The organism is Algoriphagus sp. PAP.12, from assembly GCF_026652115.1.
Taxonomy (GTDB): domain Bacteria; phylum Bacteroidota; class Bacteroidia; order Cytophagales; family Cyclobacteriaceae; genus Algoriphagus.
Map to the genome: position 1 here is coordinate 331320 of NZ_JAPPSQ010000002.1, position 25459 is coordinate 356778.

General features: G+C 39.0%; 22 protein-coding genes. 6 read left to right on the forward strand and 16 right to left on the reverse strand.

The features are described 5' to 3' along the window. Positions 1–8 precede the first annotated feature (8 nt). Together O0V13_RS04835 and O0V13_RS04840 are read right to left on the reverse strand one after the other, a co-directional pair. Positions 9–1325 carry a TldD/PmbA family protein gene (locus O0V13_RS04835; protein WP_268033858.1) on the reverse strand — a complete coding sequence of 439 codons (1317 nt, stop codon included), beginning with the start codon at positions 1323–1325 and terminating at the stop codon, positions 9–11. Between the two features lie 15 nt (positions 1326–1340). Further along, complete coding sequence (locus O0V13_RS04840) at positions 1341–2984, reverse strand: TldD/PmbA family protein (RefSeq protein WP_268033859.1); 1644 nt, start codon at positions 2982–2984, stop codon at positions 1341–1343. Between the two features lie 404 nt (positions 2985–3388). On the opposite strand from O0V13_RS04840, the gene O0V13_RS04845 reads away from it, so the two are divergent. Together O0V13_RS04845 and O0V13_RS04850 are read left to right on the forward strand one after the other, a co-directional pair. Continuing rightward, positions 3389–4102: a hypothetical protein gene (locus O0V13_RS04845; protein ID WP_268033860.1), complete on the forward strand. Its 714-nt coding sequence runs from the start codon at positions 3389–3391 to the stop codon at positions 4100–4102. A 94-nt stretch (positions 4103–4196) separates the two neighbouring features. Then, a complete protein-coding gene (locus tag O0V13_RS04850; RefSeq protein WP_268033861.1) occupies positions 4197–5690 on the forward strand; it encodes a rhamnogalacturonan acetylesterase in 1494 nt (497 codons plus the stop codon). Positions 5691–5718: 28 nt separating this feature from the next. Here O0V13_RS04850 and O0V13_RS04855 read toward each other — a convergent pair whose 3' ends face one another. The 10 genes from O0V13_RS04855 to O0V13_RS04900 all read right to left on the reverse strand — a co-directional run bounded on the left by O0V13_RS04855 (position 5719) and on the right by O0V13_RS04900 (position 15564). Next, positions 5719–6630, reverse strand: a complete 912-nt coding sequence (locus O0V13_RS04855; protein WP_268033862.1) for a mechanosensitive ion channel family protein — start codon at positions 6628–6630, stop codon at positions 5719–5721. 106 nt (positions 6631–6736) lie between these two features. Beyond that, a complete protein-coding gene (locus tag O0V13_RS04860; RefSeq protein ID WP_268033863.1) occupies positions 6737–7366 on the reverse strand; it encodes a carbonic anhydrase in 630 nt (209 codons plus the stop codon). A gap of 187 nt (positions 7367–7553) precedes the next feature. After that, complete coding sequence (locus O0V13_RS04865) at positions 7554–7895, reverse strand: L-rhamnose mutarotase (RefSeq protein ID WP_268033864.1); 342 nt, start codon at positions 7893–7895, stop codon at positions 7554–7556. A gap of 4 nt (positions 7896–7899) precedes the next feature. After that, positions 7900–8715 (reverse strand): sugar phosphate isomerase/epimerase family protein, encoded by an 816-nt coding sequence (locus tag O0V13_RS04870; RefSeq protein ID WP_268033865.1) that lies wholly within the window; start codon positions 8713–8715, stop codon positions 7900–7902. A gap of 2 nt (positions 8716–8717) precedes the next feature. Beyond that, a complete protein-coding gene (locus tag O0V13_RS04875; protein WP_268033866.1) occupies positions 8718–9740 on the reverse strand; it encodes a zinc-binding alcohol dehydrogenase family protein in 1023 nt (340 codons plus the stop codon). A 63-nt stretch (positions 9741–9803) separates the two neighbouring features. After that, positions 9804–10736: an aldo/keto reductase gene (locus O0V13_RS04880; RefSeq protein ID WP_268033867.1), complete on the reverse strand. Its 933-nt coding sequence runs from the start codon at positions 10734–10736 to the stop codon at positions 9804–9806. A 107-nt stretch (positions 10737–10843) separates the two neighbouring features. Continuing rightward, the gene (locus O0V13_RS04885; RefSeq protein ID WP_268033868.1) at positions 10844–12100 is read right to left on the reverse strand and encodes a M14 family metallopeptidase; all 1257 of its coding nucleotides are present in this window, start codon (positions 12098–12100) and stop codon (positions 10844–10846) included. Between the two features lie 98 nt (positions 12101–12198). Beyond that, positions 12199–12825, reverse strand: coding sequence for a hypothetical protein (locus O0V13_RS04890; protein ID WP_268033869.1), 627 nt, complete (start codon positions 12823–12825; stop codon positions 12199–12201). A 456-nt stretch (positions 12826–13281) separates the two neighbouring features. After that, positions 13282–14622: a Gfo/Idh/MocA family protein gene (locus tag O0V13_RS04895; RefSeq protein WP_268033870.1), complete on the reverse strand. Its 1341-nt coding sequence runs from the start codon at positions 14620–14622 to the stop codon at positions 13282–13284. A gap of 174 nt (positions 14623–14796) precedes the next feature. Further along, positions 14797–15564, reverse strand: coding sequence for a 3-keto-disaccharide hydrolase (locus tag O0V13_RS04900; RefSeq protein WP_268033871.1), 768 nt, complete (start codon positions 15562–15564; stop codon positions 14797–14799). 135 nt (positions 15565–15699) lie between these two features. Between O0V13_RS04900 and O0V13_RS04905 the strand changes: the two genes are divergently transcribed. Next, complete coding sequence (locus tag O0V13_RS04905; RefSeq protein ID WP_268033872.1) at positions 15700–18240, forward strand: M14 family zinc carboxypeptidase; 2541 nt, start codon at positions 15700–15702, stop codon at positions 18238–18240. A gap of 92 nt (positions 18241–18332) precedes the next feature. Here the strand turns inward: O0V13_RS04905 and O0V13_RS04910 are convergent, their stop codons facing one another. The 4 genes from O0V13_RS04910 to O0V13_RS04925 all read right to left on the reverse strand — a co-directional run bounded on the left by O0V13_RS04910 (position 18333) and on the right by O0V13_RS04925 (position 20939). After that, positions 18333–18764, reverse strand: a complete 432-nt coding sequence (locus O0V13_RS04910; protein ID WP_268033873.1) for a lipocalin family protein — start codon at positions 18762–18764, stop codon at positions 18333–18335. A 36-nt stretch (positions 18765–18800) separates the two neighbouring features. After that, on the reverse strand, positions 18801–20021 hold the full coding sequence (locus tag O0V13_RS04915; RefSeq protein ID WP_268033874.1) for a M56 family metallopeptidase: 1221 nt from the start codon (positions 20019–20021) through the stop codon (positions 18801–18803). Further along, complete coding sequence (locus O0V13_RS04920) at positions 20021–20392, reverse strand: BlaI/MecI/CopY family transcriptional regulator (protein WP_268033875.1); 372 nt, start codon at positions 20390–20392, stop codon at positions 20021–20023. Before O0V13_RS04920 ends, O0V13_RS04915 begins: the two co-directional genes overlap by 1 nt. Before the next feature lie 79 nt (positions 20393–20471). Next, entirely contained in the window at positions 20472–20939 is a 468-nt protein-coding gene (locus O0V13_RS04925) for a SixA phosphatase family protein (protein ID WP_268033876.1), read from the reverse strand. A 156-nt stretch (positions 20940–21095) separates the two neighbouring features. Between O0V13_RS04925 and topA the strand changes: the two genes are divergently transcribed. The 3 genes from topA to O0V13_RS04940 are packed head-to-tail and all read left to right on the forward strand — an operon-like array spanning position 21096 to position 25414. Then, on the forward strand, positions 21096–23420 hold the full coding sequence (topA, locus tag O0V13_RS04930) for a type I DNA topoisomerase (protein WP_268033877.1): 2325 nt from the start codon (positions 21096–21098) through the stop codon (positions 23418–23420). 60 nt (positions 23421–23480) lie between these two features. Then, positions 23481–24677 (forward strand): carboxypeptidase-like regulatory domain-containing protein, encoded by a 1197-nt coding sequence (locus O0V13_RS04935; protein WP_268033878.1) that lies wholly within the window; start codon positions 23481–23483, stop codon positions 24675–24677. 41 nt (positions 24678–24718) lie between these two features. Further along, positions 24719–25414 (forward strand): SIR2 family NAD-dependent protein deacylase, encoded by a 696-nt coding sequence (locus O0V13_RS04940; RefSeq protein WP_268033879.1) that lies wholly within the window; start codon positions 24719–24721, stop codon positions 25412–25414. Positions 25415–25459 lie beyond the last annotated feature (45 nt).

Here is a 25459-nt window from a genome sequence, read left to right on the forward strand (position 1 = left end):
GACTAATTTTAAACTGCGTCAGACAAACTGGTGAAGGTAAAGTCTCTGATTTTCATCGGAGGCACCATATTTCCGTTTGTTCTTTCCGGTTTACCCATCGCCTCGATGTTGTTCAACATGATGATCGGGCTTTCATTGAATCGGAAGTTTTTCACAGGGAATTTGATCTGTCCATTTTCAATGTAGAAAGTACCATCACGAGTCAATCCGGTATACAATAAAGTCTGAGGATCTACAGATCTGATATACCAGAAACGGGTAACTAAGACACCTCTTTCCGTATTCCGGATCATATCTAAAAGCGATTCATCACCACCCTCGAAGATCATTCCTCTTGGTCTTGGTACTGGCTGAACACCTTGCTTCTCTGCCCAATAGCGAGAGTAGTACATGTTTTTTACCACTCCGTTTTCCACCCAAGTGGTCTTTTCCATAGGAAGTCCATCTCCGGACCAAGGAGCGGAAGGAATATCTGGATGATTAGGATCAGAATAGATGTTGACTCTTTCGTCAAATAGCTTTTCGCCCAACTTGGTACCGCCTCCCCTTTTACTTAGGAAGCTTCTACCTTCATCTGCATTTCTAGCATCCATTCCAAAAGCCATCAACCTAAGCAAGTCATTGGCTGCCATTGGCTCCAATATCACAGTGTATTTCCCTGGTTCGATTGCTTGTGCATTCACAGAGGCTTTCGCTTTTTGAACAGCGATATTGGTCACAGGGCCTGATTTCAAGAGGTTTACATCATTGAAATCCTTACCGGCATAACCCGAACCTGTTCCATCTGCAGTTCTTACAGTAACTGTAAAATCAACTGAAGTGGATTGATTGTAACCAAACAGACCTTTGCTATTTCCCGTGGCAACAAAGCCTGAGAAATCCTCCAAATAACCAGCAGCAGTCAAATTATTTTCTTCACATGGCTTGATAGAATCTATCGCCACCTGAGCTCTGTAATCTGGATCAATAGCATCTGTGGATGACACAAAAGTTTTGGACTCTCCATAGTTCTGAGGACCCAACATTGGCATGTATTCAGGGTTTTCTGGAGCCAACTTTGCAATCTCCTCAGCTCTAGCCACCGCCTTCTTCAAAGATTCATCATCCAATTCATTGATAGTGGTCGATCCTGATTTTTTTCCATAAACGGAAGTGATGCTCAACCCAATTTCATTGGTCTCTCCACTAGTATTTACTGTATTTCTAGCGTATCGAATATTTCCTGTTCGTCCACCACTGATGGTGACTTCCGTCTCATCTGCTTTTGCATAAGACAATACCTTGTCAATAATTGCCTTTGCTTCTTCTTTCGTTAGTATAGCCATGATGTTGATTTAGAATTAAATGGATCTACCTGTGTTAATTACATTGACACCGTCAAAACGGGTAGTTGAACTACCGTGAGAAACTGCAGAAGCCTGAGATGGCTGACCTTTTCCATCGAAGAAGGTTCCAAAAAGCTTATAATCATCCTTGTCGCAAATTGCCGAACAAGAGTTCCAGAATTCCTGAGTATTGGATTGATACGCTACATCTTCCAGCATTCCTGCGATTTCACCATTCTTGATTTCGTAGAATACCTGACCTCCAAACTGGAAGTTATATCGCTGCTGATCAATAGAGTAAGATCCTCTACCCAATATGTAGATTCCCTTTTCAATATCCTTGATCATATCATGGGCACTCATTTTTTCCGAACCTGGCTTCAAGGAAACATTCGCCATTCTCTGGAACTGAACAGAACTCCAGTTATCCGCATAGCAACAGCCATGAGATTCCTTTTCGCCAATGATCTTGGCTTGATCACGGATAGCCTGGTAATTGACCAATTTGCCATTTTTGATCAAATCCCATTCTTTGGTTTTCACACCTTCATCATCCCAGCCAACATAGCCTAATGAATTGGGTTGAATCTTATCGGCAACAATATTCACTTTATCAGATCCATATTGGAAATCTTTGGTTTCCCATTTATCCAAGGTTGCAAAGCTGGTTCCAGCGTAATTAGCTTCATAACCCAATACACGATCCAATTCCAATGGGTGACCCACTGATTCGTGGATAGTCAAGCCCAAATGATCTGGATCCAACATCAAATCGTATTTCCCAGGCATGACAGATTTAGCAGACAGCTTTTCTTTTGCATGATTGGCAGCAGCAATTGCATCTTCTACCATATCATAGCTATTTCTATAGCTGTTAAACCCTGCTGGATTCATGATTTTCTCAGACTCTAATCCGTCTAGATATTCATAGCCCATACCCATCGGTGCACTTAATGCCTGACGAGAACGGAAAAGACCTTTTTCTCTATCTACTGCAGTGACAGTGAAGTTTGGCCAAATTCTGTGAACATCCTGGTCGATGTATGATCCATCTGTAGATGCGAAATACTTCTGCTCATTCACCATGAAAAGTGCTGAGTTTACAAAGGCAGCTCCGTTATCCAAAGCAGCATTATTTACAGATAGAAGCAAGTCAATTTTATCTTTAACTGGAATCTCCATGGCATTCTTTTGAATTGGAGTCTTCCAACTCACTTCACCATAAGATTCAACCGGTGCCAATTGCACTGGTTCTTTCTGAAGTTTGGAGTTTGCTTTAGCAATTGCTACAGCAGTTTCAGCACATTTTTTAATTCCGTCAGGAGTCACATCTGAAGTTGCTGAAAAACCCCAAGTTCCGTTTGCGATAACTCTAATACCAACTCCAAAGGATTCAGCATTGGTGATCCCTTGAACATTTTTTTCGCGGGTGAAAAGGAACTGTTGTAGATACCTCCCGATTCTGACATCGGTGTAAGTTGCTCCAAGGGATTTGGTTGTATTTAGGGCTACATCTGCCAACAATTTCTTTGCAGCTACGTCAATGCCCGGAGACATCAATTGTGCTTCTTCGATTGGCTTACTGTGAGCTACTAAACCAGGAACCATCATGGCTCCCAAACCTAATCCCGATAGATGAATAAAATCTCTTCGTTTCAATGGCTTGTTATTTATGGTGATAGTAATTCTCTCTTTTTTAAATGTAAGATGAATATTACAGCTATTCAATGATAATGTTATAGTGACGGTTAAATGCTTGTTTTTGGGGAGATTTTTCCGTTTTGATTTAAAAAAATCAGAAAAGCAGGGTAAAAAATCATCAAAATCGAATTAAAAAGTGTCCGTTTTTGATAAACATGGTTTATCGAGATTGATCAAATTCTTTTATCAAGGAAAAACTTTAATGGAAACCTATTATTTATGAGGACCACAAAAAAACAATTTGACAATTGCCTCAGCTATACATTTGAGTTCAATTTCAAACACTCAAAAAAATGAACGGTAACCACCTGATTATTAAGTTTTAAATATTTAAATTATCATGAAATCAACATTTTAATCTCATGAAAAATTTAGCCATTACTTTTCTGTTTCTTTTGTCGGTTTCTTTTTCCATTCAAGCTCAGATAAAAAAGACTACAGCAATTCCAAAAACAACTACAGTTCAAAAAATTGATACGAAAGCCCTTACAAAAGCTACTCAAATACAGGCAATCGAACCAATTCATTTAAAGGATATGCCCTTTTTTGATGGCATACAACCAATTGGAGGAAGTGCCTCTTCGCTTCCTGTTGTTGATAAAGATCTATTGACCAACAACCAATATAGACCAGTTGGGGCTACAGTCACTCTTCCAGAGATCTCAGCAGCTCCAGCCAATGTAAATGGAGAACTAACTGCCAGAGAAAATTACATGGGTTCACAGGCATATTTGACTTTTATAGGAGCAGATGTTGACCCTAGAGCTAATAAAGTTGATTGCAAATGTGGGTCTGGCCTTACCTATGTAATAGTTAATTTTTTGGCTGAAGAAGGTAAGCGATATTTATTGACCTATAACTTATCTACAAAATACAGAGACAGAAATGCTCGAGTGGGTGTTTTCACCAATAATTTCCTGCAAAATTTTGTCATAGATCAGGAAAATGAACTAATCGATATAGTCGTAAGACCTGGAGCCTCCGGAATGGTACAAATGTGGATGCAATGCACAGACCCCAATAATAGTCCCACTCCTTGGGTGTTTAACAATGTAACTATTCAAAAGGTAGATTGATATATTTAAAGTCATTCATTAGGCAGCCGGGACAATCCCGGCTTCTGCTTTTATATGATTTTATTATCTTACTCGACAAACCTATTATCTGAGTATGAAGTCTATTTTCCTATCCTTCGCTGGAACCTTAATCCTTTTTTTTACACTTATTGAAACCCAATTATTTAAAGAAGAAAAACCTACGATCTATCTAATCGGGGATTCTACTGTCAGAAATGGAGGGGATGGAAATCTCCAAAGAGGTTGGGGCAATTTTCTTCAGGATTTTTTTGACAGTACCAAAGCTGTTGTGAGCAATCAGGCGATGGCCGGTCGAAGCACCCGTACTTTTATTAAAGAAGGTCGCTGGGTTCGGGTTTTGGAAACTTTGAAACCAGGAGACTATGTCTTCATGCAATTCGGGCATAATGAGGGAAGTGAACCAGATACGACCCGATCTGGATATAGGGGTGTTTTGAAAGGAATGGGTGAGGATACCAAAGAATTGATTTGGCCAGATGGAGCCCTCGAAACAGTTCATACTTATGGTTGGTATTTGGAGAAATTTATCCGAGACACCAAAGAGAAAGGAGCGACTCCGATTGTAGTTTCTATGATCCCAAGGAATAAATTCCAGGATAGAGATGTTGAAAGAGCCAATCAGGATTACGGCAAATGGGCAAAAGACGCTGCTAGAAGACATGGAGTTCCTTTTATAGATTTAAATACTTTGGTCGCTGATCAATATGATTTATGGGGACCAGAAGTAGTAAAAGGATTATTTGAAAGAGATCATACGCATACCAATGAAGCAGGCGCACGAATCAACGCTTGGAATGTGGTAGAAGGCATCAAAGGGCTTGAAATTCCTGAATTGAAGGTTTTACTAATCAAAGACAAGCCTACCCTATTTTTAATAGGAGATTCTACTGTGAAAAACGGGCAAGGTGATGGCGCAGGTGGTCTTTGGGGTTGGGGTGATTGGATTGCCTCTTATTTCGATTTGGATAAAATCAAGGTTCAAAACCATGCTTTGGGAGGCACTTCAAGCCGGACTTTTCAAACTTATGGACTTTGGGAAAAAGTCAGAGAAAAGATAGAACCAGGCGACTTTGTGATCATGCAATTTGGGCATAATGATTCAAGTCCATTAGCTGATACTTTGAGAGCCAGAGGCACGATAAAAAGTGCAGGTTTGGAGGCTGAGACAGTCTTTAATCCTATCACCAATAAACAGGAAACCGTTTATTCCTATGGCCAATATCTGAGACAGATGATTTGGGATACCAAAGCCAAAGGTGCCACACCAATTGTTTGTTCTCTGATCCCAAGAAATCAATGGGAAGATGGTAAAGTGAAAAGATCTGACGATTCTTATGCGCTTTGGGCTGAGGAAGCTGCAAATGATACCGAAACCGCCTTTATTCCTTTGAATACTCTAATCGCTGTAGAGTATGACAGCTTAGGAGAAGATTATGTTCGAGCACATTTTTTCAATGACAAGGACCACACTCACCCGATCTTAGACGGAGCTAAGTTCAATGCTAAAATAGTGGCAAAGGGAATCGAGAGTCTTGAAAAGAATGACTTGAAAGATTATCTAAAGTGACAGCTGAAAATCTATATTCGTCATTAAGTTATTGGTTTATTGAATTATTGGGGTGAGATTCTTGAACTGAAATCGTTTTATCAAAAATATTAACCCCTCCTTTTACTCCAAAATCCAAAGTGGTAACTGGATAAGCGATGGAGATATTTTCCTTTTCAAATCTCTTTTTGATCCGAATGATCACATCACTCATGGCTCTCTGGTAGTCATTATTGGTCGTAAACTTAATCCAAAATCTCAGCTGAAAATTATACGAACTACCTCCAATAGAAGTAAAGTAAAAATCCATATCCTGGTCAGCCAATACTCCAGCAACACTCTTTACTTCATCCAAGGCAACCGCTCTCACATGCTCTAGATCATCCCCATAAGAAACTCCGGTTTCTAAGACAATTCTTCTCCTATGAAGTGTTGAATAGTTTTTGAATGTAGTATTATAAATCAGCTGATTCGGTACAAAAACCTCTTGCCCAGGCACTGTAATGATTTTGGTGGTAATCCATCCAACATCCACAATGAATCCATAATTATTGGCAATTTCCACCCAATCACCTTTGTCAAATGGGTTTTGTGATTTCAATAAAAGCCCTGCAAAAATATTGGACGCGATATCTTTAAAAGCAAAACCAGCGACAATACCAACAATTCCTGCCCCTGCCAACATATGAGACAAGAATCGCTCTAGTCCCAAAACTTGTAAGGCCAAAAAGACTCCTGATAAAACGAAAAAGAAATAAATGATTGAAGAGACAATTCCAGCAATGACAGACTTTCTCTTGAATGCTCTTTTATAAAAACCTAAAGTAGAACGCTTGAGAATATTGGCTATCAAAAAGAAAATCGATAACACCAGAATCGCCATAAACAGTTTGGGTAAAATATCCATCAAGGAACTCTCCCAACGCAAAAGCAATTTTTTCAGCCCTTCTACAAAATCCATTAATTCAAATTTTAATGATACGAAGCTTAAAAAATCCAAATCAATCAAATAAAATGACAGCATCAATATCCTAAAAAAATCGATGCTGTCATTATAGATAACTAAATTAGTCTTCGAGCTTGTAGATTTCCATGATTTCCTCAAGTACTTTTTGGAAATCAAATTTCAAATCAATCAATTTCCCTGTTTTGATATCGAAAACCCACCCATGGATTTTCATTCCTCTTTTTCTCATGGCCTTTTGTACTCCGGCCATCTTCACCACGTTGATCGCTTGTTCTTTGACATTTAATTCCACCAATCTATCATAGCGCTTTTGCTCATCTTCGATGGAATTTAACTCATCTTTATGAGCTCTATAAACGTCGCGAATATTTCTCAACCAAGGGTTTAGAATCCCCAGGTCTTTAGCTTCCATCGCAGCTTTGACACCTCCACAAGAATAGTGACCACAAACTACCACATGATTCACTTCCAGATGAGTCACAGCATAGTTGATTACACTTTGTGCGTTCAAATCGATAGCATTCACCACATTGGCTACATTTCTATGGACGAATAGCTCACCTGGCTTCATTCCCATCAAATCCTCTGCAGTCACCCTAGAATCTGAGCAACCGATATAAAGAACTTCCGGCTTCTGCCCTTTATTCAGATTTTCAAAATAAGCCGGATCATTTTGAGTCTTATCCTCAATCCACTTTTCGTTGTTATCAAATATCTTTTGTAAATCCATTTTCTATATTTTTTTTTAAATAATGCGTTCTAAAGCTGAGTTTTTCAAACCCAAGATATTGTTTGACTTTACTACCCAGCCAATCATAACTTGGGTCAAAAGTACCTGTTGAATGAAAATAAAATAGTTAAAACTATTCTTAAAAATTAGACTTTATCCAAAGCGTCTCAAAAATCATAGTGATAAACTACAATCCTGATTTAAATATCCTATCCATCAACACCCATTTTTGTCCAGGTTTTGCCCAAGGAAGCGGTTGTTGATACTTCCACATCAGCTCTTCCCATTTCGCAATTATCGGATTGGAAGAGTCCTTTTTTGCCTTTTCCTCAAAGGTAAAATCATCACCTGTTTCCAAAATCATAAACATCCGATTTCCAGTCCGGAAAATCTCAATATTTAATATTCCACAATCAATATCATGCTGAGTTACCTCTGGCCATGCCGCTCCTGGTGCATGATATCCTTCATATTCTTTAATTGATTCTGGATCATCAATAAGGTCTAAAGCTAGGCAAAAGCGTTTCATATCATTATTTTAAATAAGTGTTAAATGCCTGGATGGTTTGATTAGCTGCAGCATCTGAATTGGGCCAGGGAAACGCTTCTGCAGACACATAACCAGTATAGTTTATAGATTTCAAAGCCTCAGCAATCGCTTCAAAATCTGTATGCCCACTTCCCATAGGCCCACGATGGCTATCTGCCATATGAACATGACCGATATGCTTTCCATTCGCCAGAATACTTTTTGGCAAATCAACTTCTTCGATGTTCATATGAAATAAATCTGCCAAAAGCTTCACGTTTTTGGTATTCAAAGTTTCCAGAAACTCTGAGCCAGCCTCCAAAGTATTTAATAGGTTACTTTCGTAGCGATTGAGTGGTTCATAAATCAAAAACACTCCTTTGGATTTTGCTACCTCTCCCAATTCCTCCAAACCTTCTTTCAACCAACTTAATGTTTCTTCACGATTTCCATTTGACAATACATTCCCTTGCATAGATCCGATAATAGCAGGAGCACCGAACTTTGCTCCGAAAGAAATCATCTCTGAAATGAAGGCTATCGCTTTCTTTCGAATTTCAGGATCCGGATCCGTTAAAGTCAATCCGTGGATTACCTTCCCAGCCCCTGTACCTACTGCCGAAAGCTTCAATTGATGTAAATCCAATTTTTCTTTCAAAAAATCAGGATCCAATGCATCTGCAGATGGAGTGAATAACTCAATTCCATCAAATCCTAAATTGGCGGACTTGCAAATTCCTAATTCTAAATCCTCCCAATAAATCCATGGGCCTTTCTTAATTTCTGGTACTAGGGCTATTGTTGTAGATGAAAAAATCATTTCTATTGAAGGTCTAACATTATTTTGATAATTCCCCGAGCGTCTTTCGCCCAAGCATCCATGGTTTCAGGCCCCTTGTCGATTCTAATGATTTTACTGACCACATCCTCTACAGGAAATTTACCTTTCTCCAAATAATCAATCACTTCTGGGAAATCTGTCCTGCCAACGCAGTTTCTGGACCCTAGGATTTCTATTTCTTTCTGGACAAAAAGTGAAGTATTAAAGGCCACTTCAGATTTGGCATAACCGATACAAACCACTCTCCCCAAGAATGCCACTTCGTCCACTGCATTTCGGTAGGTTACTGGATTACCCACTGCTTCAATGATCACATCAGGACCATCCGAGCTCGTATACTCCTGAAGCTTTTCATGCAAGTTTTCTTTGGAAGGATTGATTGTATGAGCCACTCCTATTTTTTTGGCTATTTCCAATTTGGAATCATCCAAATCAACAGCAATCACTTTTGCTCCTCGATTGACCGATGAAGCCACAGCTCCCAGTCCTACAATCCCACATCCGATGACTGCGACGGTATCTTCCGAACCTACTCTTCCTCTTGACGCAGCATGAAACCCTACAGTCAAAGGTTCTACCAAAGCCAATTCTTTATAACTCAATTTTTCTGAGACAAACACATCTTGCCATGGAGCTGTCACATACCGAGTCATGGCTCCTGGCCTTCTGACTCCCATGGTTTTATTCGTCTTGCAAGCATGTGGTCTACCTTTTCGACAAGCGACACAGGTACCACAATTTTGGTAGGGATAAAGAGTTACTTTGGAACCTAACTTTACAGAATCTGGAACACCTGCACCTAATTCAACAATCTGTGCTCCAACCTCATGCCCCAAAACATTTGGGTATTCTTGTAAAGGAAAAAGACCTTTAAACCCATTCAAATCACCTCCACAAAATCCAACCATATTCACTTCCAAAAGTACTTCTCCAGCTCCAGGAGAAGGTTTCTCTATCTCTCGAACCTCAGTTTTCCCAACCTCAGTTAAAAACAATGCCTTCATATATTCTTTATTTCAATTAAAATCTATCTCCAGGAAAGCCTTTCCAAATCTGCTTTCAGACTTCTAAATATTATTTTCTTCTTTCCCTTCGAACCACATTCGGTTTTTAAAAGGGCCTGTTAACTCTTCAATTTTTTGAATCAATTCCTTTGGGAAATCCTGCCCCAAAACCGCTACATTTTTCTTCACAATCTCCAACTCACACATCCCTACTATGGTGGTCGCTATTTTCGGATGCTGCATAGCATAGTGCAAAGCCACATCACTCAATTCTTTTCCATAAGATCTACACAATTCCAATAAAGGCTTTTGAAGGTCTTTCACCTCTTGAGGAGATCTATGCCATTCGGGTAATTTGGCATCAGAGAGAATTCGCTGCATCAATGGCGCTGCATTCATCAACCCAAAGCCCATTTCTTCCGACAAAGGAACCAGCTCATCATTGATCTCATTTTCCAGTAAATTGTAGTGCGCCCAGGACAAAACCGTATCGGGATTGGTTTCTCGGGCTATCTGTGCCAAATAGCGAACAGGTAAACCAGTGATTCCCCAAAATCTAGCTTTCCCTGACTGAATCACCTCTTGTACAGCAGGAACTGCTTCCTCCAGGATGATTTGCTTGTCCACAAACTCAATATCATGCAACTGAAACAAGTCCAAATGATCAGTTTGAAGCCTTTGAAGACTTTCATCAATACTTTTCAAGATTCTTTTTCGTGAAAAGTCAAAATCAGTCAAATCATATCGACCGCACTTGCTAGCCAAAACAACTTGGTCCCTTTTCCCTTTGAGTGCCTTTCCAAGACGCTCCTCAGCTAAGGTCAATCCATAAAAGGGTGAAACATCAAAAAAATTAACACCATGATCCAGTGCGTAATGAACTGTAGCAATCGCTTCGGATTCATCTACAGGGTCAAAAACATTTCCCATAGGGGAAGCTCCAAAACCTAATATGGAGACATTCAACCCCGTTTTTCCTAAGGTTCTATATTGCATGGAATATTTTGGGTAAACTATTAATTGAAAAAAATCAAAGAATACTCTAAGATAAAAATTCAATTTCAAACCCATTAACCGATTATCCTAAATGGGTTAAAAGCTTTTTACCACTTTTTCTTATTTAAGATTTTCATTAATTCCTCTGCTAGAAATTGACCTTTCATTTGAATCACATCACGAGGAGTATTATCTCCTACTTCGAAAGTCATCGATTCGGCTTGATGAACGAAAAAGAAATAGGAATTGGAAGTCACACTTCTTTCATTCCCTTCATTGGGACGGATATTGGGAATATACCCTGGAATTCGCTTAGAAGAGCTTTTGATCACTTTGGGAATCAGGCCTGGAAAATTGCCTTCTAACTCCTCATTGTTGGTATAAAAGATATCTTCCCAAGTGGAATGAAAATCCGCAGCGAATATGAATTCTCCTCCACTTTCGGCTACTTTTTTCTCCATAAACTGTGAAAGAGCTTTTGTTTCTGGCTGATTAAAATTGACCCAATCCCTATTCAGGTCAATCCCACCCACATTATGTCGCCAATGTCCATTTGCTACTCCATCAGGATTCATCTGAGGCATCACATAGAGGTTGTATTTTTTTCGAAACTTCCTGGCTTCAGGACTATCCTTAACCAGTTCTTCGATAAAAGCTTCCATTGCTAAATACCCTGTTAATTCAGGTGGATGCTGCATAGAAATAACCATTAACATTTGCTGATCATCTGCCTCTCCAATTTTCAAAACTTCCAGAGGCCTTCCCTCCTTGCTTTTCCCAATGGTTATTTTTGACACAAAATCTTTTTTCAAAAGCTCTTCCTTCCACTGCTGAACATGCGCCGTTCCCATTCTATCCTGAGCAGCAATCCATAAGGTATCTTTTGAACTATTCACTTTCAAAAAGCCCAATTCAGGTCTTCTTTCTTCAGTTTTGGGTTGGAAAAAGTCTGTTGAATCCACATTCACATAGTCAATCCCGTCTAAACTGGATTTTGGGAAATAGCGATGAAAGCCTATTCCTCCATAACTAAACTGAATCCAAAATTCCTGAGGCTTTTCTGACCAAATTTTAAATCCATACCAAGGACTTGGATTGACGGGTTGATTTTCAGGCAAAATCGTCACCTGAATCAAAGTATCATTCATTCTTTGAACTTCATTCAGGCGAGCTCCTTCCAGTTCATTGGAGAAATAAACGCCTTCTCCAGCATCAAATGTTTGCTTGGTTTGGATAGTAACAGGTTTATCATTCGTCTCAATGATTTGGATTGGTCCCTGTCCTTCCCACTGTGCAGTGGATTTACAAGAAAAAAGGAATACGAGGGCAATCAGGATCCTGCTAGGTTTGGAGGGAATATTCATGAGAGAAAGATAATTTAAATCAATTCTAATTGAGAATTTATTTGATTTATAAAATGATTAAAAACCAATTTCAACACCTTCAAACCTTACAAGACGAATTAGACGAACCTCCTTAAGCGTTCAAGTTCTTTTTTAAGCTCTTGGATTTGCTCATAGTTATCAGAAATTCCAATGTATTGAATTAAGGTTAAGAAAGAGATTTTATCTTGAATGTGATACGAGATCAAAAGGTCTCTCATTTTCTTCTGAAATTCATTTTCATAGTTCAATTGAAAATTGAATTTCTCCTCAGTTCCGTCATTCATTTTCAATCTAATTGAATTCTCCACTCCATTAGAAACTTTAGGTATTGGAGAATAGCCTAGGTAACCATGTTTCAATCCATCATAATCATCAACAAAAAATTCCATTTTTAAAACATCTTTTAAATCATACCCTTTGTCTCCTACCGAGATAATTGATTTGGAAAAAATTAGATATCCTGTAAAGTTTCCATTCAATTTCTCTTTTTCTGAAAGCGAATAAAAACTTAAAAACGAATAAGCTATTCCAGTACATCCTAAAACAAAAAATCCAATTGATTCAAATGCTTTTACAGCAAAAAATTCCTTACCCCCCAGCAATAAAAAGGCAAAACCTACAGCAAAACCAGTAATAAAAAGTAAATCACGACTCACTTGGTCCTTTACCTTTTTTTCAAAAATTAAAAACTTAATACTTTCCATAAACAAATCCTTCTAAATCTTTTTGTAGGATCATTATTTCAAAGTTAGTTCTATCTATTAACAACTCTCTTTTTAAACAAAAAAATCACTAAATACCTCAATATCCAATTATTGATTTTTACTAAAACCCATTTTTGAATTGGTGATTATTGCGGAATTTACTTTTCCTCCAATAGAAAGTTAACCGTCCAACAACCCTAACTTTATGAAGATCAAAATCATGGGGGAAAGGAAGGTAATTTTTCAATCTGATTTTTATTTGATTAACAGAAGTGATAAACTCAATTCTTTTTAGATGCTTTTTAATTCCGTGCCTTCCTATCCATCATTTTTCAATCACTTAATAGTTTAAAAAAATAAAACCCTCCAAATCTCTCTGGAGGGCTCGTAATTCTTAAATCAAATATCTTAAATATAGATTGCTTCTCCCAATGAAAAATCGGGATCGCAATGACGTTAAACCTTCGGCACTTGCCAGCCATTGTGATAATGCGCTCTCATTAATTGATTGGCTTCTGAGTCGGTAAACTGATTTTTCGTTGCATCCCAGTACACCTTTTTACCAGTCTTATAGGCAATATTTCCCATCTGAGCATTAATCGCAGCTACCGAGCCAGTTTGAATTGCACAATTCAACATACTTGGATCGTTGGCCATGACAGAGTCTACAAAGTTCTTAGCGTGATGATCCAAGGCATTACCTTCGGGGCTGATATGAGGAACAACCTCAATTTTATTTCTTCTTTCCCCATCCACTGTTTCTGTTTCAGGGATTACTTTCCATCCGCCTCTATTCACTACTAATGTTGCATTGTTTCCTATAAATGCAATGCCTTCAGTCGTGCCATAGTTACCGCCATCAATTCCAGTTGCATGCTCCCAAAGCATATTGAAACCATCGTATTCATAGACAGTCTGAAGGGTATCAGGAGTCTCTGAAGCATCATCTGGATAAGCAAATTTACCACCCGAAGCCATTACGGATTTCGGAGCACTCACTCCCATAGCATAAAGGGCAATATCAATTTCGTGTACACCCCAATCTGTCATCAAGCCACCTGCATAATCCCAAAACCATCTGAAATTGAAGTGGAATCTATTCGGGTTAAATGGTCTTTTTGGAGCTGGCCCCAACCACATATCATAATCCACTCCAGCCGGAGGTGGACCGTCTGGCAACACTGGAACCGGCTTCATCCATCCTTGATAAGCCCAGCATTTGACCAACCGGATCTGACCTAGTTTTCCAGACTTGACATAGTTGATCGCCTCATCATATTGAGAGCCTGATCTCTGCCATTGCCCAACTTGAACTACTTTTCCGTAGCGCTCCTGGGCTTTCACCATGATTTGGCACTCCTCAATGGTATTCGCAATCGGCTTTTCTACATAGACATTTTTTCCCGCAGAAACAGCATCTACCATCGTCAGGCAATGCCAATGATCCGGCGTCCCGATGATCACTACATCGATATCTTTATCCTCTAAAAGCTTGCGATAATCCTTATACTGCTTTGGACGAGTGCCTCGAATTTTATAAACATCCTCTGTTCTTTGATCCAAAACTGACTGATCAATATCTGCCAAAGCCACACAATTCACATTTGGAATCTTCAGGTGCGCATTCATATTGGACCAGCCCATTCCTTTACAACCAATCAATCCATAATTGATTTGGTCAGAGGGTTTTATTTTTCTGGTAAACGTACCGAAATCAGCTGCTGTCAAAATGCTTGGCATACTTAAGCCAGCTCCCAGCAACATTGTATTTTGGATAAATCTTCTTCTTGAGGACATAATAGGATAGGTTGGGTTAAAGTTTTAAAAATTAAGATTTTTGAAGTACGATTTACGGGAACCTTCAGAGTTATTTGTCTAAAACATCAAGTCGAAAAGACTTTCATTCTCATTTTTTCAAACAGACCAATCTATCTAAAGAAGCCTCGTAAATCGTATTTCGTATTTCGTCAATTAAAGCGGTCTTACCCAGATATTTCTGAATTTCACCGGGTTGCCATGGTCTTGTAGTATGATAGGCAAGACTTCAGGATGAGCTTTGTAATTCGGAATTCCGATATACTCAGTTGGACCTTTCAAGATCACGTGATTCTGAACCAATACGCCATTGATCAATACTGTAACAGTTGCTGGTGAAGTCAAAACACCGTTTTTATCAAATCGAGGAGCTTTGAAGATGATATCATAATAATTCCACTCACCTGGAGCTCTCAATGGATTCACCAAGGGAGGAAATTGCTTATAGATTGAACCAGCTTGTCCATTTGTATAAGTTTTGCTTTCGTAAGAGTCCAAAACCTGAACTTCATACATCCCCATCAGGAAGAAACCAGAGTTACCTCTACCCTGTCCTTCGCCTTTGATTTCGGTAGGTGCAGTCCACTCTAGATGATACTGAGCATCTCCGAAAGGCATCTTGGATTGGATATCTCCTTGCCCGGCAGTTACTACCAATGCACCATCTTCAATCTTCCATCCGGCAGGACTTGAACCATCTTTGGCAGAAACAAAATTGTTTAAGGATGTTCCATCAAAAAGGACAATTGCATCTGATGGAGGAAGGTTGTTTTCTGCTCCAGGAGTGATCTTTGGAGGAACAGGTGTATAAAATTCTGTAGCCTGAGGAGGCAATGGTGGTGGAGTCTTTTCTTGAGCTGTTGCAAGGGTACTGACACAGATTCCTGCAGCTAAAAAAGCCAGGGTCTTAAATTGCTTGTTCATAACAATAGATTATTTTAGGAATGAATTCTAAGGGCAATAAATTACTGGAAAAATGATGTGAATCGGAAAACCATTGATGTATTTTTCCCAGAAATCAACCCAGCCTTTCCTAATTTCAAAAAAATCAACCACCCTATGAAGAAAATTTACACAGCAATAATTCTATTCATCTTAAGCTTCCAATCCACTTTTTCTCAGACGGATTATTTCTTTCCCGGAGATAGTTTTGACCCACAAATCCCTTCACCTGAGGAGTTTCTGGGTTATCCGATCGGAGAATGGCATACCCGATATGACCTTATTGTCAAATATTTTGAAAAGTTAGATGCAGTCAGCGATCAGGCTTCTTTGAAAACAATAGGCTATACCCATGAGCATCGACCAAAAATCATTTTAACCATCACCTCAGCTGAAAACATGGCAAATCTGGAGGAGATTCGTCTCAAACAGCTTCAGTTAGCAGATCCAAGTCAAGGCAAACCTGATGTGAGTGCCATGCCTGCAATCATCCATTTAGGATATGGAGTTCATGGGAACGAGCCTTCTTCGGCAGAAGCTGCCATGTTGAGCGCTTATTGGTTGCTAGCTTCTCAATCGGATTTGGCGAAAAGAGTTCGAGAGGGAGCTGTTGTTCATTTTGACCCAACTGTGAACCCTGATGGAAGGGATAGACATAGCCTTTGGGCGGACTCCAATAAGGGATTCCCTCCAGTAGCTGATCCATTGGATAGAGAGCATAATGAGGCCTGGCCAGGAGGTAGAACCAACCATTATTGGTTTGATCTGAACAGAGATTGGTTGCCTTTGGCTCATCCAGAATCTCAAGCGAAGATTAAATGGTATCATCAATGGTATCCAAATGTGACTACGGATTTCCATGAAATGGGAACCAACAGCACCTATTTCTTTGAACCTACCAAGCCTTATGGTTCAGAAAACCCTGTTGTACCAAGAAAGAATTACGATGATATCAACCCGAGATTTGCTAAGTATTTCTCCAAATACATGGATGAAATCCAAAGCCTATATTGGACCAAGGAAGTCTTTGACAATAGCTATCCTGGATATGGGTCAACCTATCCGGATATTCATGGAGGTTTGGGATTGGTATTTGAAACTGCCAGCTCTCGAGGCCATGTTCAGGATAGCCAGAGAGGTGAAATCACCTTTGCCTTTACGATCAGAAACCATGTAGTCAATTCTTTGGCGACCTTGGAAGCTTCTATGGATAATCGTGAATACATGCATGATTACCTTCGGGAATTCTTTGAATCTGCACTATTACAAGGAAGTATGGATCCAGCAAAAAATTATGTATTTGGTGATGAATTTGATGAAAGTAGAAGTAGACTTTTTATAAAATTTCTCAAACACCATCAAATCAAAGTTTATGAAAACACTTCAGACTTTCAGACTGGTGGATTCTCTTTCAAAAAAGGAAAATCTTGGATTGTTCCGACCAATCAAGCTCAATATCGAATGGTCAGAACCATGTTTGAATATGAAAAGGAATTTGCCGATTCAGTTTTCTATGATGCTTCAGCCTGGACAATGGCAGGTGCATTCGGGATGCCTTTTGCAGCCTCTGGCTCCGCAAAATTGGGTGATGAAGTCACTGAAACCTCACTTCCAACTTTTGAATACCCAACAGGGAAAGCTTATGCCTATTTGATAGACTGGTCGGATTACTATGCGCCGAAAATGCTTTTTGAAATGCAAAAAGCAGGCATTCACGTGGAAGTGGTTAACAGATCATTTACAGCTACCACGCAGGATGGAGAAACAGAATTTGGAGCGGGAACATTGATGGTTCCTTTAGGTTTTCAGAAAATGAGCAATCAGGAGGTTCAAGAGAAATTGAAAGAAATCGCCAGCAAGACCCATCAAAAAGTATTTGCTGTCCAAACAGGGATGAATGTTTCGGGGATTGATTTGGGGTCGAATCTTGTCGGAGAGGTAAAAAAACCCAAAATCCTGATGGTGGTAGGCTCAGGTGTCAACTCCTACGAAGCAGGAGAAATCTGGCATCTGATGGATATGCAAATCGGAATGCCGATTACCAAAATCAATTCTGATATGCTGGGAAGAGTAAACCTGTTTGATTATAGCACACTTATTTTACCAACAGGCAATTATTCTTCTCAATCCGAAAGCTTTACCAACCATTTGAAAGATTGGGTTAATCGAGGAGGAACAGTAATATCTATGAAAACTAATGTCCTTTGGCTTAACAGAATCGGTATTACCAAAGAATCTGAATTAGAATTCGAAGAGGCTCCTGAGCCATCTGAATTACCTTTTGAAGTTAGAAGAGATTATGAGGGAGCTAAGGAAGTTGGTGGAAGTATTTACATGGCCAAATTGGATTTGACTCATCCAATCGCCTACGGTTATCATAGAGAAACCATGCCTGTTTATAGAAATTCGAGCTTATTTATGGCACCTAGCAAAAACAAGTATCTTACACCAATTCGCTATACAGAAAACCCACATTTGGGAGGATATATTAATGATCAAAACCTTGAAAAGCTGAAGCAAAGTGCAAGTGTGATCATATCCCTATCTGGAAGAGGAAGAGTCATTAATTTCTTTGACAGCCCTAATTTCCGTGGTGCTTGGTTCGGCACAAATAAATTGTTCTTCAACGCAATTTTCTTCGGAAGCATGATGGATTAATATCTCGAATCGGAAAATATAAAAAGCCGCAAAACACAAATTTTGCGGCTTTTTACATTAACCCTATAGAAAAATCGCCTTTCGGACAATCTTTAGCGACTATACGTCAAAGTGATCTTACCCGCTACAATCCCTTTGGGTGTTTCCATTTCCACCAAATGAGAGGTAATCAAGGTATTCTCCGAAAGCTTTTCAATTTCATAATTCACCACATTTCCTTTTTCATCGGTCGTCACTAATTGCTGCCCTTTTTCCTTCCAAATTCCCTTCCCATTCATACTACCATCAAGATTTAAAATCTGGTAAGTACCATTTGCATTGATTTTCATCACCGAATTCAAATGCATCATCTTTCCTCCTTCTTCCAAAGCCGGCATTTTCTCCCCTTTGGCTTGATCAAATTTGAATTCTGATCCTTTCCAATCTCCCACTATATCCGCTTTAAATGCAAATGAAGAAATGAAAAGAATTCCTAAAGCTAGGAACGTGCACATACTAGTTCGTTTTATCTGAGTCATTTTCATAGTATTACGGTTTTTTCGTAGATTTTATTAAAATTTTTAACGTTTATAAGATTGTGTAATAGTACCAGCCAATTTGCCCATTGGAGTTTCAAATTCTACCTGATGCTTGGTAACCAATTTATCTTCGGTAAAACTTACTATTTCATAGCTGGTCACTTCATTTCCATCATCGGTAACTAAAGTAGCCCCACCTTCAACATCCCATGTTCCTTCTCCATTTAAGATTTCTCCGTTGACTTGGATTTTATAGGTTCCATCCTCATTCAATATCAACTCACTTTTTTCATGAAGATCTCTCCCACCTTCTATCATCGCCACTAAATCAGGACCTTCTGACTGAACAAATTGGAAATCGTCACCTTTCCATGTTCCAACAAGATCACCTCTTTGGACACCAGTTGAACACGAAACAATCAAGCCCACTGAGATCAAGACCAAAAGACCAGCAAAAAACCTTTTCAAGTCCTTCCTTTCAGATTTACTTTTGTGCATCATTAAAATTCTATTTTTTGTTTGAAATTGATTAAAACTGCTAATTAATTGCCAATTGGGATGATTAGAGCTGGCAAACTCCACCAATAGTCTCGAATAAGAAATAGAAGAATATTCAGAAATAACACCAGCATCGGCTTGGTATTCATGGACTTCTTTCAGGCTTTGTTCAACTAGGTAAACCAATGGATTAAACCATAGAAAGCTTTTTACCAACTGAATAAAAATAACATCGAATGAATGTCCTAACTGCACATGCATGGACTCATGCTTGAATACCTGATCAAAACTTTCCGAATTGGTCGGATTTGCCGGCATCAAAATAAAATTGAAGAAGCTAGAAGGCCTAAAACCAGAATCCAAAGCAACTTTGAATCCTTTAAATGTGATTTTATCAGAATCACGAATCATCATTATTGTTTTAATGATTCCCAAAAGAAGCTTTCCTATCATCCACAACACCCCAGAAGCATAAAGAATATAAAAAGCAGTGGAGAGATAATTTATTTTACTACCTGAATACTCATTTGTAGGAGAAATCAAATCACCGGATTCTATAACATTTATTGGGTTTAAAGGCAGGGCTTCAGCAGGAAGAAAATTGAAATCTAGAAATGGAAAAAGAATAGAGACCAAAATTGAAACCATCAAGAATGCTCTGTTCCAAGAGAAGAAGGTCAGCTTTTCCAATACTAATTTATAAAAGCCCCATGCCACCAAGAGACAAATCCCAGATTCCAGAAAATATGAAATAAACTTTTCCATCACTTTTCTCTGTTTTCAAACCCATCAATCAACCGCTGAAGATCTTCCACTTCTTTTTCTGAAATTTTCTTTTCAGTTACCAAAAAGGAAAGAACATTTTCTACCGAATCGTCAAAGAAATTCTTGACCAAATGATTGAAACTCCTTTTTCTATAAGCTTCTTGAGTCACTACAGGATAATAATCATGGGTCTTTCCATAAGTCCTATGATCTACATAGCCTTTCTTTTCTAACATTTTTACAGATGAAGCCAAGGTCGTATAAGGTGGTTTGGGGTCAGGTAATTCTTCCAAAATTTCCCTAACAACAGCTCTTTCATTCTTCCAAAGGATCTGCATAATCTGCTCTTCGTAGGTGCTCAACTCTTCCATGAAGACTAATGTAAAAAATGAATCTCATAAAACCTACGATTATTTCGTATTAATACGATTTTATTGTATTCGGAAAATTCTAACTGATGATTTCTCTCAAAATCCCGGTACCTGAGCTGACCAATTTCCAAGAATCAAATTCAAATTCAATGATCGCCAGAGTACCAGGCGTCATATTTTGATAAGAACTGTCTGTCAGCGTCGACAAAAGCAGACTGATGATGGGGTTATGCCCAACTATCAAACATGATCCTGCTATTTCAGGAATATTTTCAATAAGCTCCATCAAAGACCCCAAATCCCCTTCATATATAGATTTTTGCAAATCATAGGCTTTAATCAGAATAAAAGAGCCTAAGATTTCTGCAGTTTCTCGTGTTCTTTGAGCGGGAGAACAGTACATAAAATCAATTTCTGGTTGGGTTGATTGAAGAGTTTTTCCAACTCTTTTCACTTTTTCAATACCAAAATCAGTCAATTGTCTTTGAAAATCAGTTCCATCAGAAAAACCTGCTTCACCATGTCTTATTAATAATAACTTCTTCATCTTGGGTACTTTAAAGGGTCTATTTCTAATTTATTCTATTTCAAAAACCATTCTATTTATGTCATCTCTTCAAGATTAAAATTTGGAGGTGAATAGTATGCCCTCTATTTTTAGCATTTCAAATCAAGTCTGCTCAGGCTTTATATCTTAGCTTATATGTCCAAAAACCTTGTAATCGTCGAATCACCTGCCAAAGCAAAAACCATTGAAGGATACTTGGGCAAGGACTTCAAAGTAGCTTCCAGCTACGGACATGTTCGAGACCTTCCTAAAGGTGATAAAGCGATCGATATAAAAAACAGATTCAAACCAACCTACGAAGTAACTCCTGATAAAAAAGAAGTAATCAAAAACTTGAAGAACTTGGCAAAAGACGCCGAGACAATCTATCTAGCAAGTGATGATGACCGCGAAGGAGAAGCCATTTCTTGGCACTTGAAAGAAGTACTCAAACTCAAAGATGACAATACACGAAGAATCGTCTTTCGTGAAATTACAAAAAATGCAATAACTAAAGCAATAGAGAATCCACGTGGAATCGATATTGATTTGGTCAATGCACAACAAGCACGTAGAATTCTTGACCGTCTGGTAGGGTTTGAACTTTCACCTATTCTTTGGAAAAAAATCAAAACCGGACTTTCAGCTGGCCGTGTTCAATCTGTAGCTGTTCGGTTGATAGTGGATAGAGAGAGAGAAATCGAAGCCCACAATGCCAAGTCTTCCTATAGAGTCACTGCTCAGTTTGAAACCGAGGGAAAATCTTTCCAAGCTGAGCTTCCTAAGAAATTCGAAACCAAAGAAGAGGCAGAAAGCTTCTTAAAGAGTTGTCTCGATGCTGATTTTTCAGTTGGAAACCTTGAGAAAAAACCAGCTAAAAAGTCTCCAGCTCCTCCTTTTACAACTTCAACACTTCAGCAGGAAGCGAGTAGAAAATTGTATTTCTCCGTAGCTCAGACCATGTCTGTGGCTCAGAAACTATACGAAGCAGGTAAGATCACTTATATGCGTACTGATAGTGTCAATCTATCTGAGGACGCGATGAAATCTGCCAAAAATGCCATTGAAGATTCTTACGGATCTTCATACCATCAATCCAGAAAATATACAACCAAATCAGAAGGTGCTCAAGAAGCTCACGAAGCCATCAGACCTACTGATTTTTCTGTGTCTCAGGTTTCTGGTGACCGCAATGAACAACGTTTGTATGAGCTGATCTGGAAAAGAGCCATTGCATCTCAGATGTCCGATGCTCAACTGGAAAAGACAACAATCACGATTGCCATTTCAAATTCAGATTTGACACTTTCTGCACATGGGGAAATCATCAAATTCGAAGGATTCCTGAAGGTTTATCTAGAAAGTACCGATGATGAGCCGGATGAGGAAGATAGCAGCAACAAATCTCTGCTTCCACCACTTCAGATTGGACAGGGATTGGACCTTCTTGAAATGAAAGGTAGAGAAAGCTTTACCCGACCTGCTCCAAGATACACGGAAGCTTCATTGGTAAAAAAATTGGAAGAATTGGGTATCGGTAGACCATCCACTTATGCTCCGACGATTTCTACCATTCAGAGAAGGGAATACGTCATCAAGGAGTCCAGAGATGGAAAGCCTCGCGAGTATCAGGAAATGAAAATCGCCAAAGGTCAGTTTAAATCAGAAACCAAAACCGAAATCACCGGTGCAGAAAAGCAGAAGCTTTTCCCTACCAATATGGCCATGGTCGTCAACGATTTCTTGGTCGAGCATTTCCCAAATGTGATTGACTTTAACTTTACCGCCAAGGTGGAAAAGGAATTTGATGATATCGCTGCAGGTGGACAAGTTTGGCAGGATATGATTGATTCATTCTATGGCAACTTCCACCACAGTGTCGAAGAAACTGAGCAGGTTTCAAGACAGGATATCAATACGAGCCGATTCTTGGGAAATCATCCTGAATCTGGAAAACCGATGACAGCTCGCTTGGGAAGATTTGGACCTTTGGTTCAGATTGGTGACAATGAGGATGAAGACAAACAATATGCTTCCCTTAAGAAAGGCCAATTCATCGAAAATATCAGCCTAGAGGATGCTTTGGAACTATTTAAGCTCCCAAGAGATGTGGGCATGTTTGAGGACAAAAAAATTGTAGCTGCTATAGGTAGATTCGGTCCTTACGTAAGGCATGATGGATCTTTTGTTTCTTTGAAAAAGGAAATGGATCCTCTGAGTATTACTGAGGAAGAAGCAATCCAATTGATCAAAGACAAGCGAGAAGCTGATGCCAAAAAGCATATCAAAAGCTTCGATGAGAATCCTGATATTCAAATCCTAAATGGACGTTGGGGGCCTTATATCAAATTTGGAAAGAATAATTTCAAAATCCCTAAAGACAAGGAAGCTGAGAAATTAACCTATGAAGAAACGATGGAAATCATAGAAAATCAGCCAGAGCCTAAAAAACGAGGAGGAAGGTTTTCCAAGAAAAAATAAATTCTAGAAAAACGGTCAGTCCAAAGCTGACCGTTTTTATTTTTCTATTTTTAGAGTTCAATGAAAAGACATTTTTCTGCCTTAATTCTTTGCTTCATCATACATCTTTCATTTGGTCAGGCTCTCCTGAAAGGTCGGGTTGAAGAGTCAGGAACTGGAAATCCGGTCCCTTATTGTTCAATCTACCTACCAAATACCACATTGGGGATTACTGCTGATGAAAAGGGTCAGTTTCAGATCGAAATCCCAAATGGAAGTTATGATGTGGCCATCCGGATGATTGGATACGAAACCCAAACCTTCCACATTCAAACAGACAATCTCCCTAAAGATGGGTATTTGATCTATCTCCAAGTAAACGAGACTGAATTAGGTGGAATTGATGTCAATGATGAAAGAGACTCGATTTGGTATAGAAACTTGAGAACTTTCAAAAACTATTTCCTTGGAACCAGCAAAAACGCAAAAAAAGCAGGAATAGGAAATGAAAAAAAGATCCTACTGGATAGTGATTCCAAACCTGGAGTCCTTTTGGCAAGTGCCAATGAACCGATTTTGATTCATAATCCCAACTTAGGATATACCTTGGATTTTGATCTGGTAAAATTTGAATATAATTCAAGAGCAGGTTCATTTTATTATTTGGGATATCCCCTATTCATCCCCAATCAAAATCTTTCCAAATCAAAAGAGAGGAGAATCGAAAAAAATCGGCTAGAAGCTTATCAGGGAAGCCTTCAACATTTTATTTCAGCGCTATACCACGGAAACACCCGAAAAGAGCGCTATGAAATCAGAAGAATTTTTCAGGTCCCCAATCCTGAAAAACCAAGAAAGGAATCCATTGAAAACGCAGAAATTCTATTTAAAGAATCTCAAGATCAAACTGTCAAAGATTCCCTTCAATTTTACTTTTTGGATAAGAAATCTCTACCCGACAGTGTTGACTATTTGGAAAGAAACCCAATCAGTTCATCCGAAATTATTTCAACAGACCCCGAAGGAAAACGAATTTTGAAAGGAGATGCAATTCTTCATGTTACCTATTTGGAGGAAAAAGAATCAGCAGAATTCTTGGGTTCCATGAATGCTTCAAATCCGGGACCTCAAGTTTCTAAACTGTACATCAGGGTTCCTCTTTTGGAACTGTTTGAAAATGGTAGTTATTCCGAACCTCTGGGGATTTTGGTAGAAGGCTATATGGGTTGGGAGAAAGTAGCCGACTTGATGCCTTTAGACTATAAGCCAAAAGACTAGAGATAGTTTGCATCATTCTTTTGCACCTTCTAATTTTAATTATGAATAAAAAACGTTTGGTAGTTCTCTCTGGAGCTGGTATTTCTGCTGAAAGTGGGATCAAAACTTTCCGGGACAGTGGTGGATTATGGGAAGGTCATCACGTGATGGAGGTTGCTTCCCCTGAAGGTTGGAGGAGAAATCAAGATTTAGTTCAGGAGTTTTACAATTTGAGGAGAAAACAAGCCAGAGAATGTATTCCTAATTTAGCCCACGAGCTTTTGGTTGAATTGGAATCAAATTTTGAGGTTTTGATCATTACCCAAAACGTGGATGATTTGCATGAAAGAGCCGGGTCGACCAAAGTTCTTCACCTCCATGGAGAACTGAATAAAGCCCAAAGTTCCTTAGACCCCAATTTGGTCTATGAATTGGATCATTGGGAAATTAAAAAAGGCGACAAATGTGAAAAAGGAAGCCAACTACGTCCAAACGTGGTGTGGTTTGGAGAACCGGTTCCAAAAATGCTGGATGCGATTAAATGGGCCGAAAAGGCGGATATATTTTTGGTAATTGGCACCTCACTACAAGTTTACCCGGCTGCGGGATTGGTAGATTATGCTCCCTCTAGCTCTCCTATTTATCTTATAGACCCAAATTCGGAATTCTCAAGACTTCCAAGCAGAATCACACATTTAAAAAGTTCCGCAACAGAAGGAATGAAAATTTTGAAAGATTTGCTGATTCCTGAAATTTAATTTCGAAGCTTGATCGAAAAGCCATAAATTGAAAGACAAATTTTT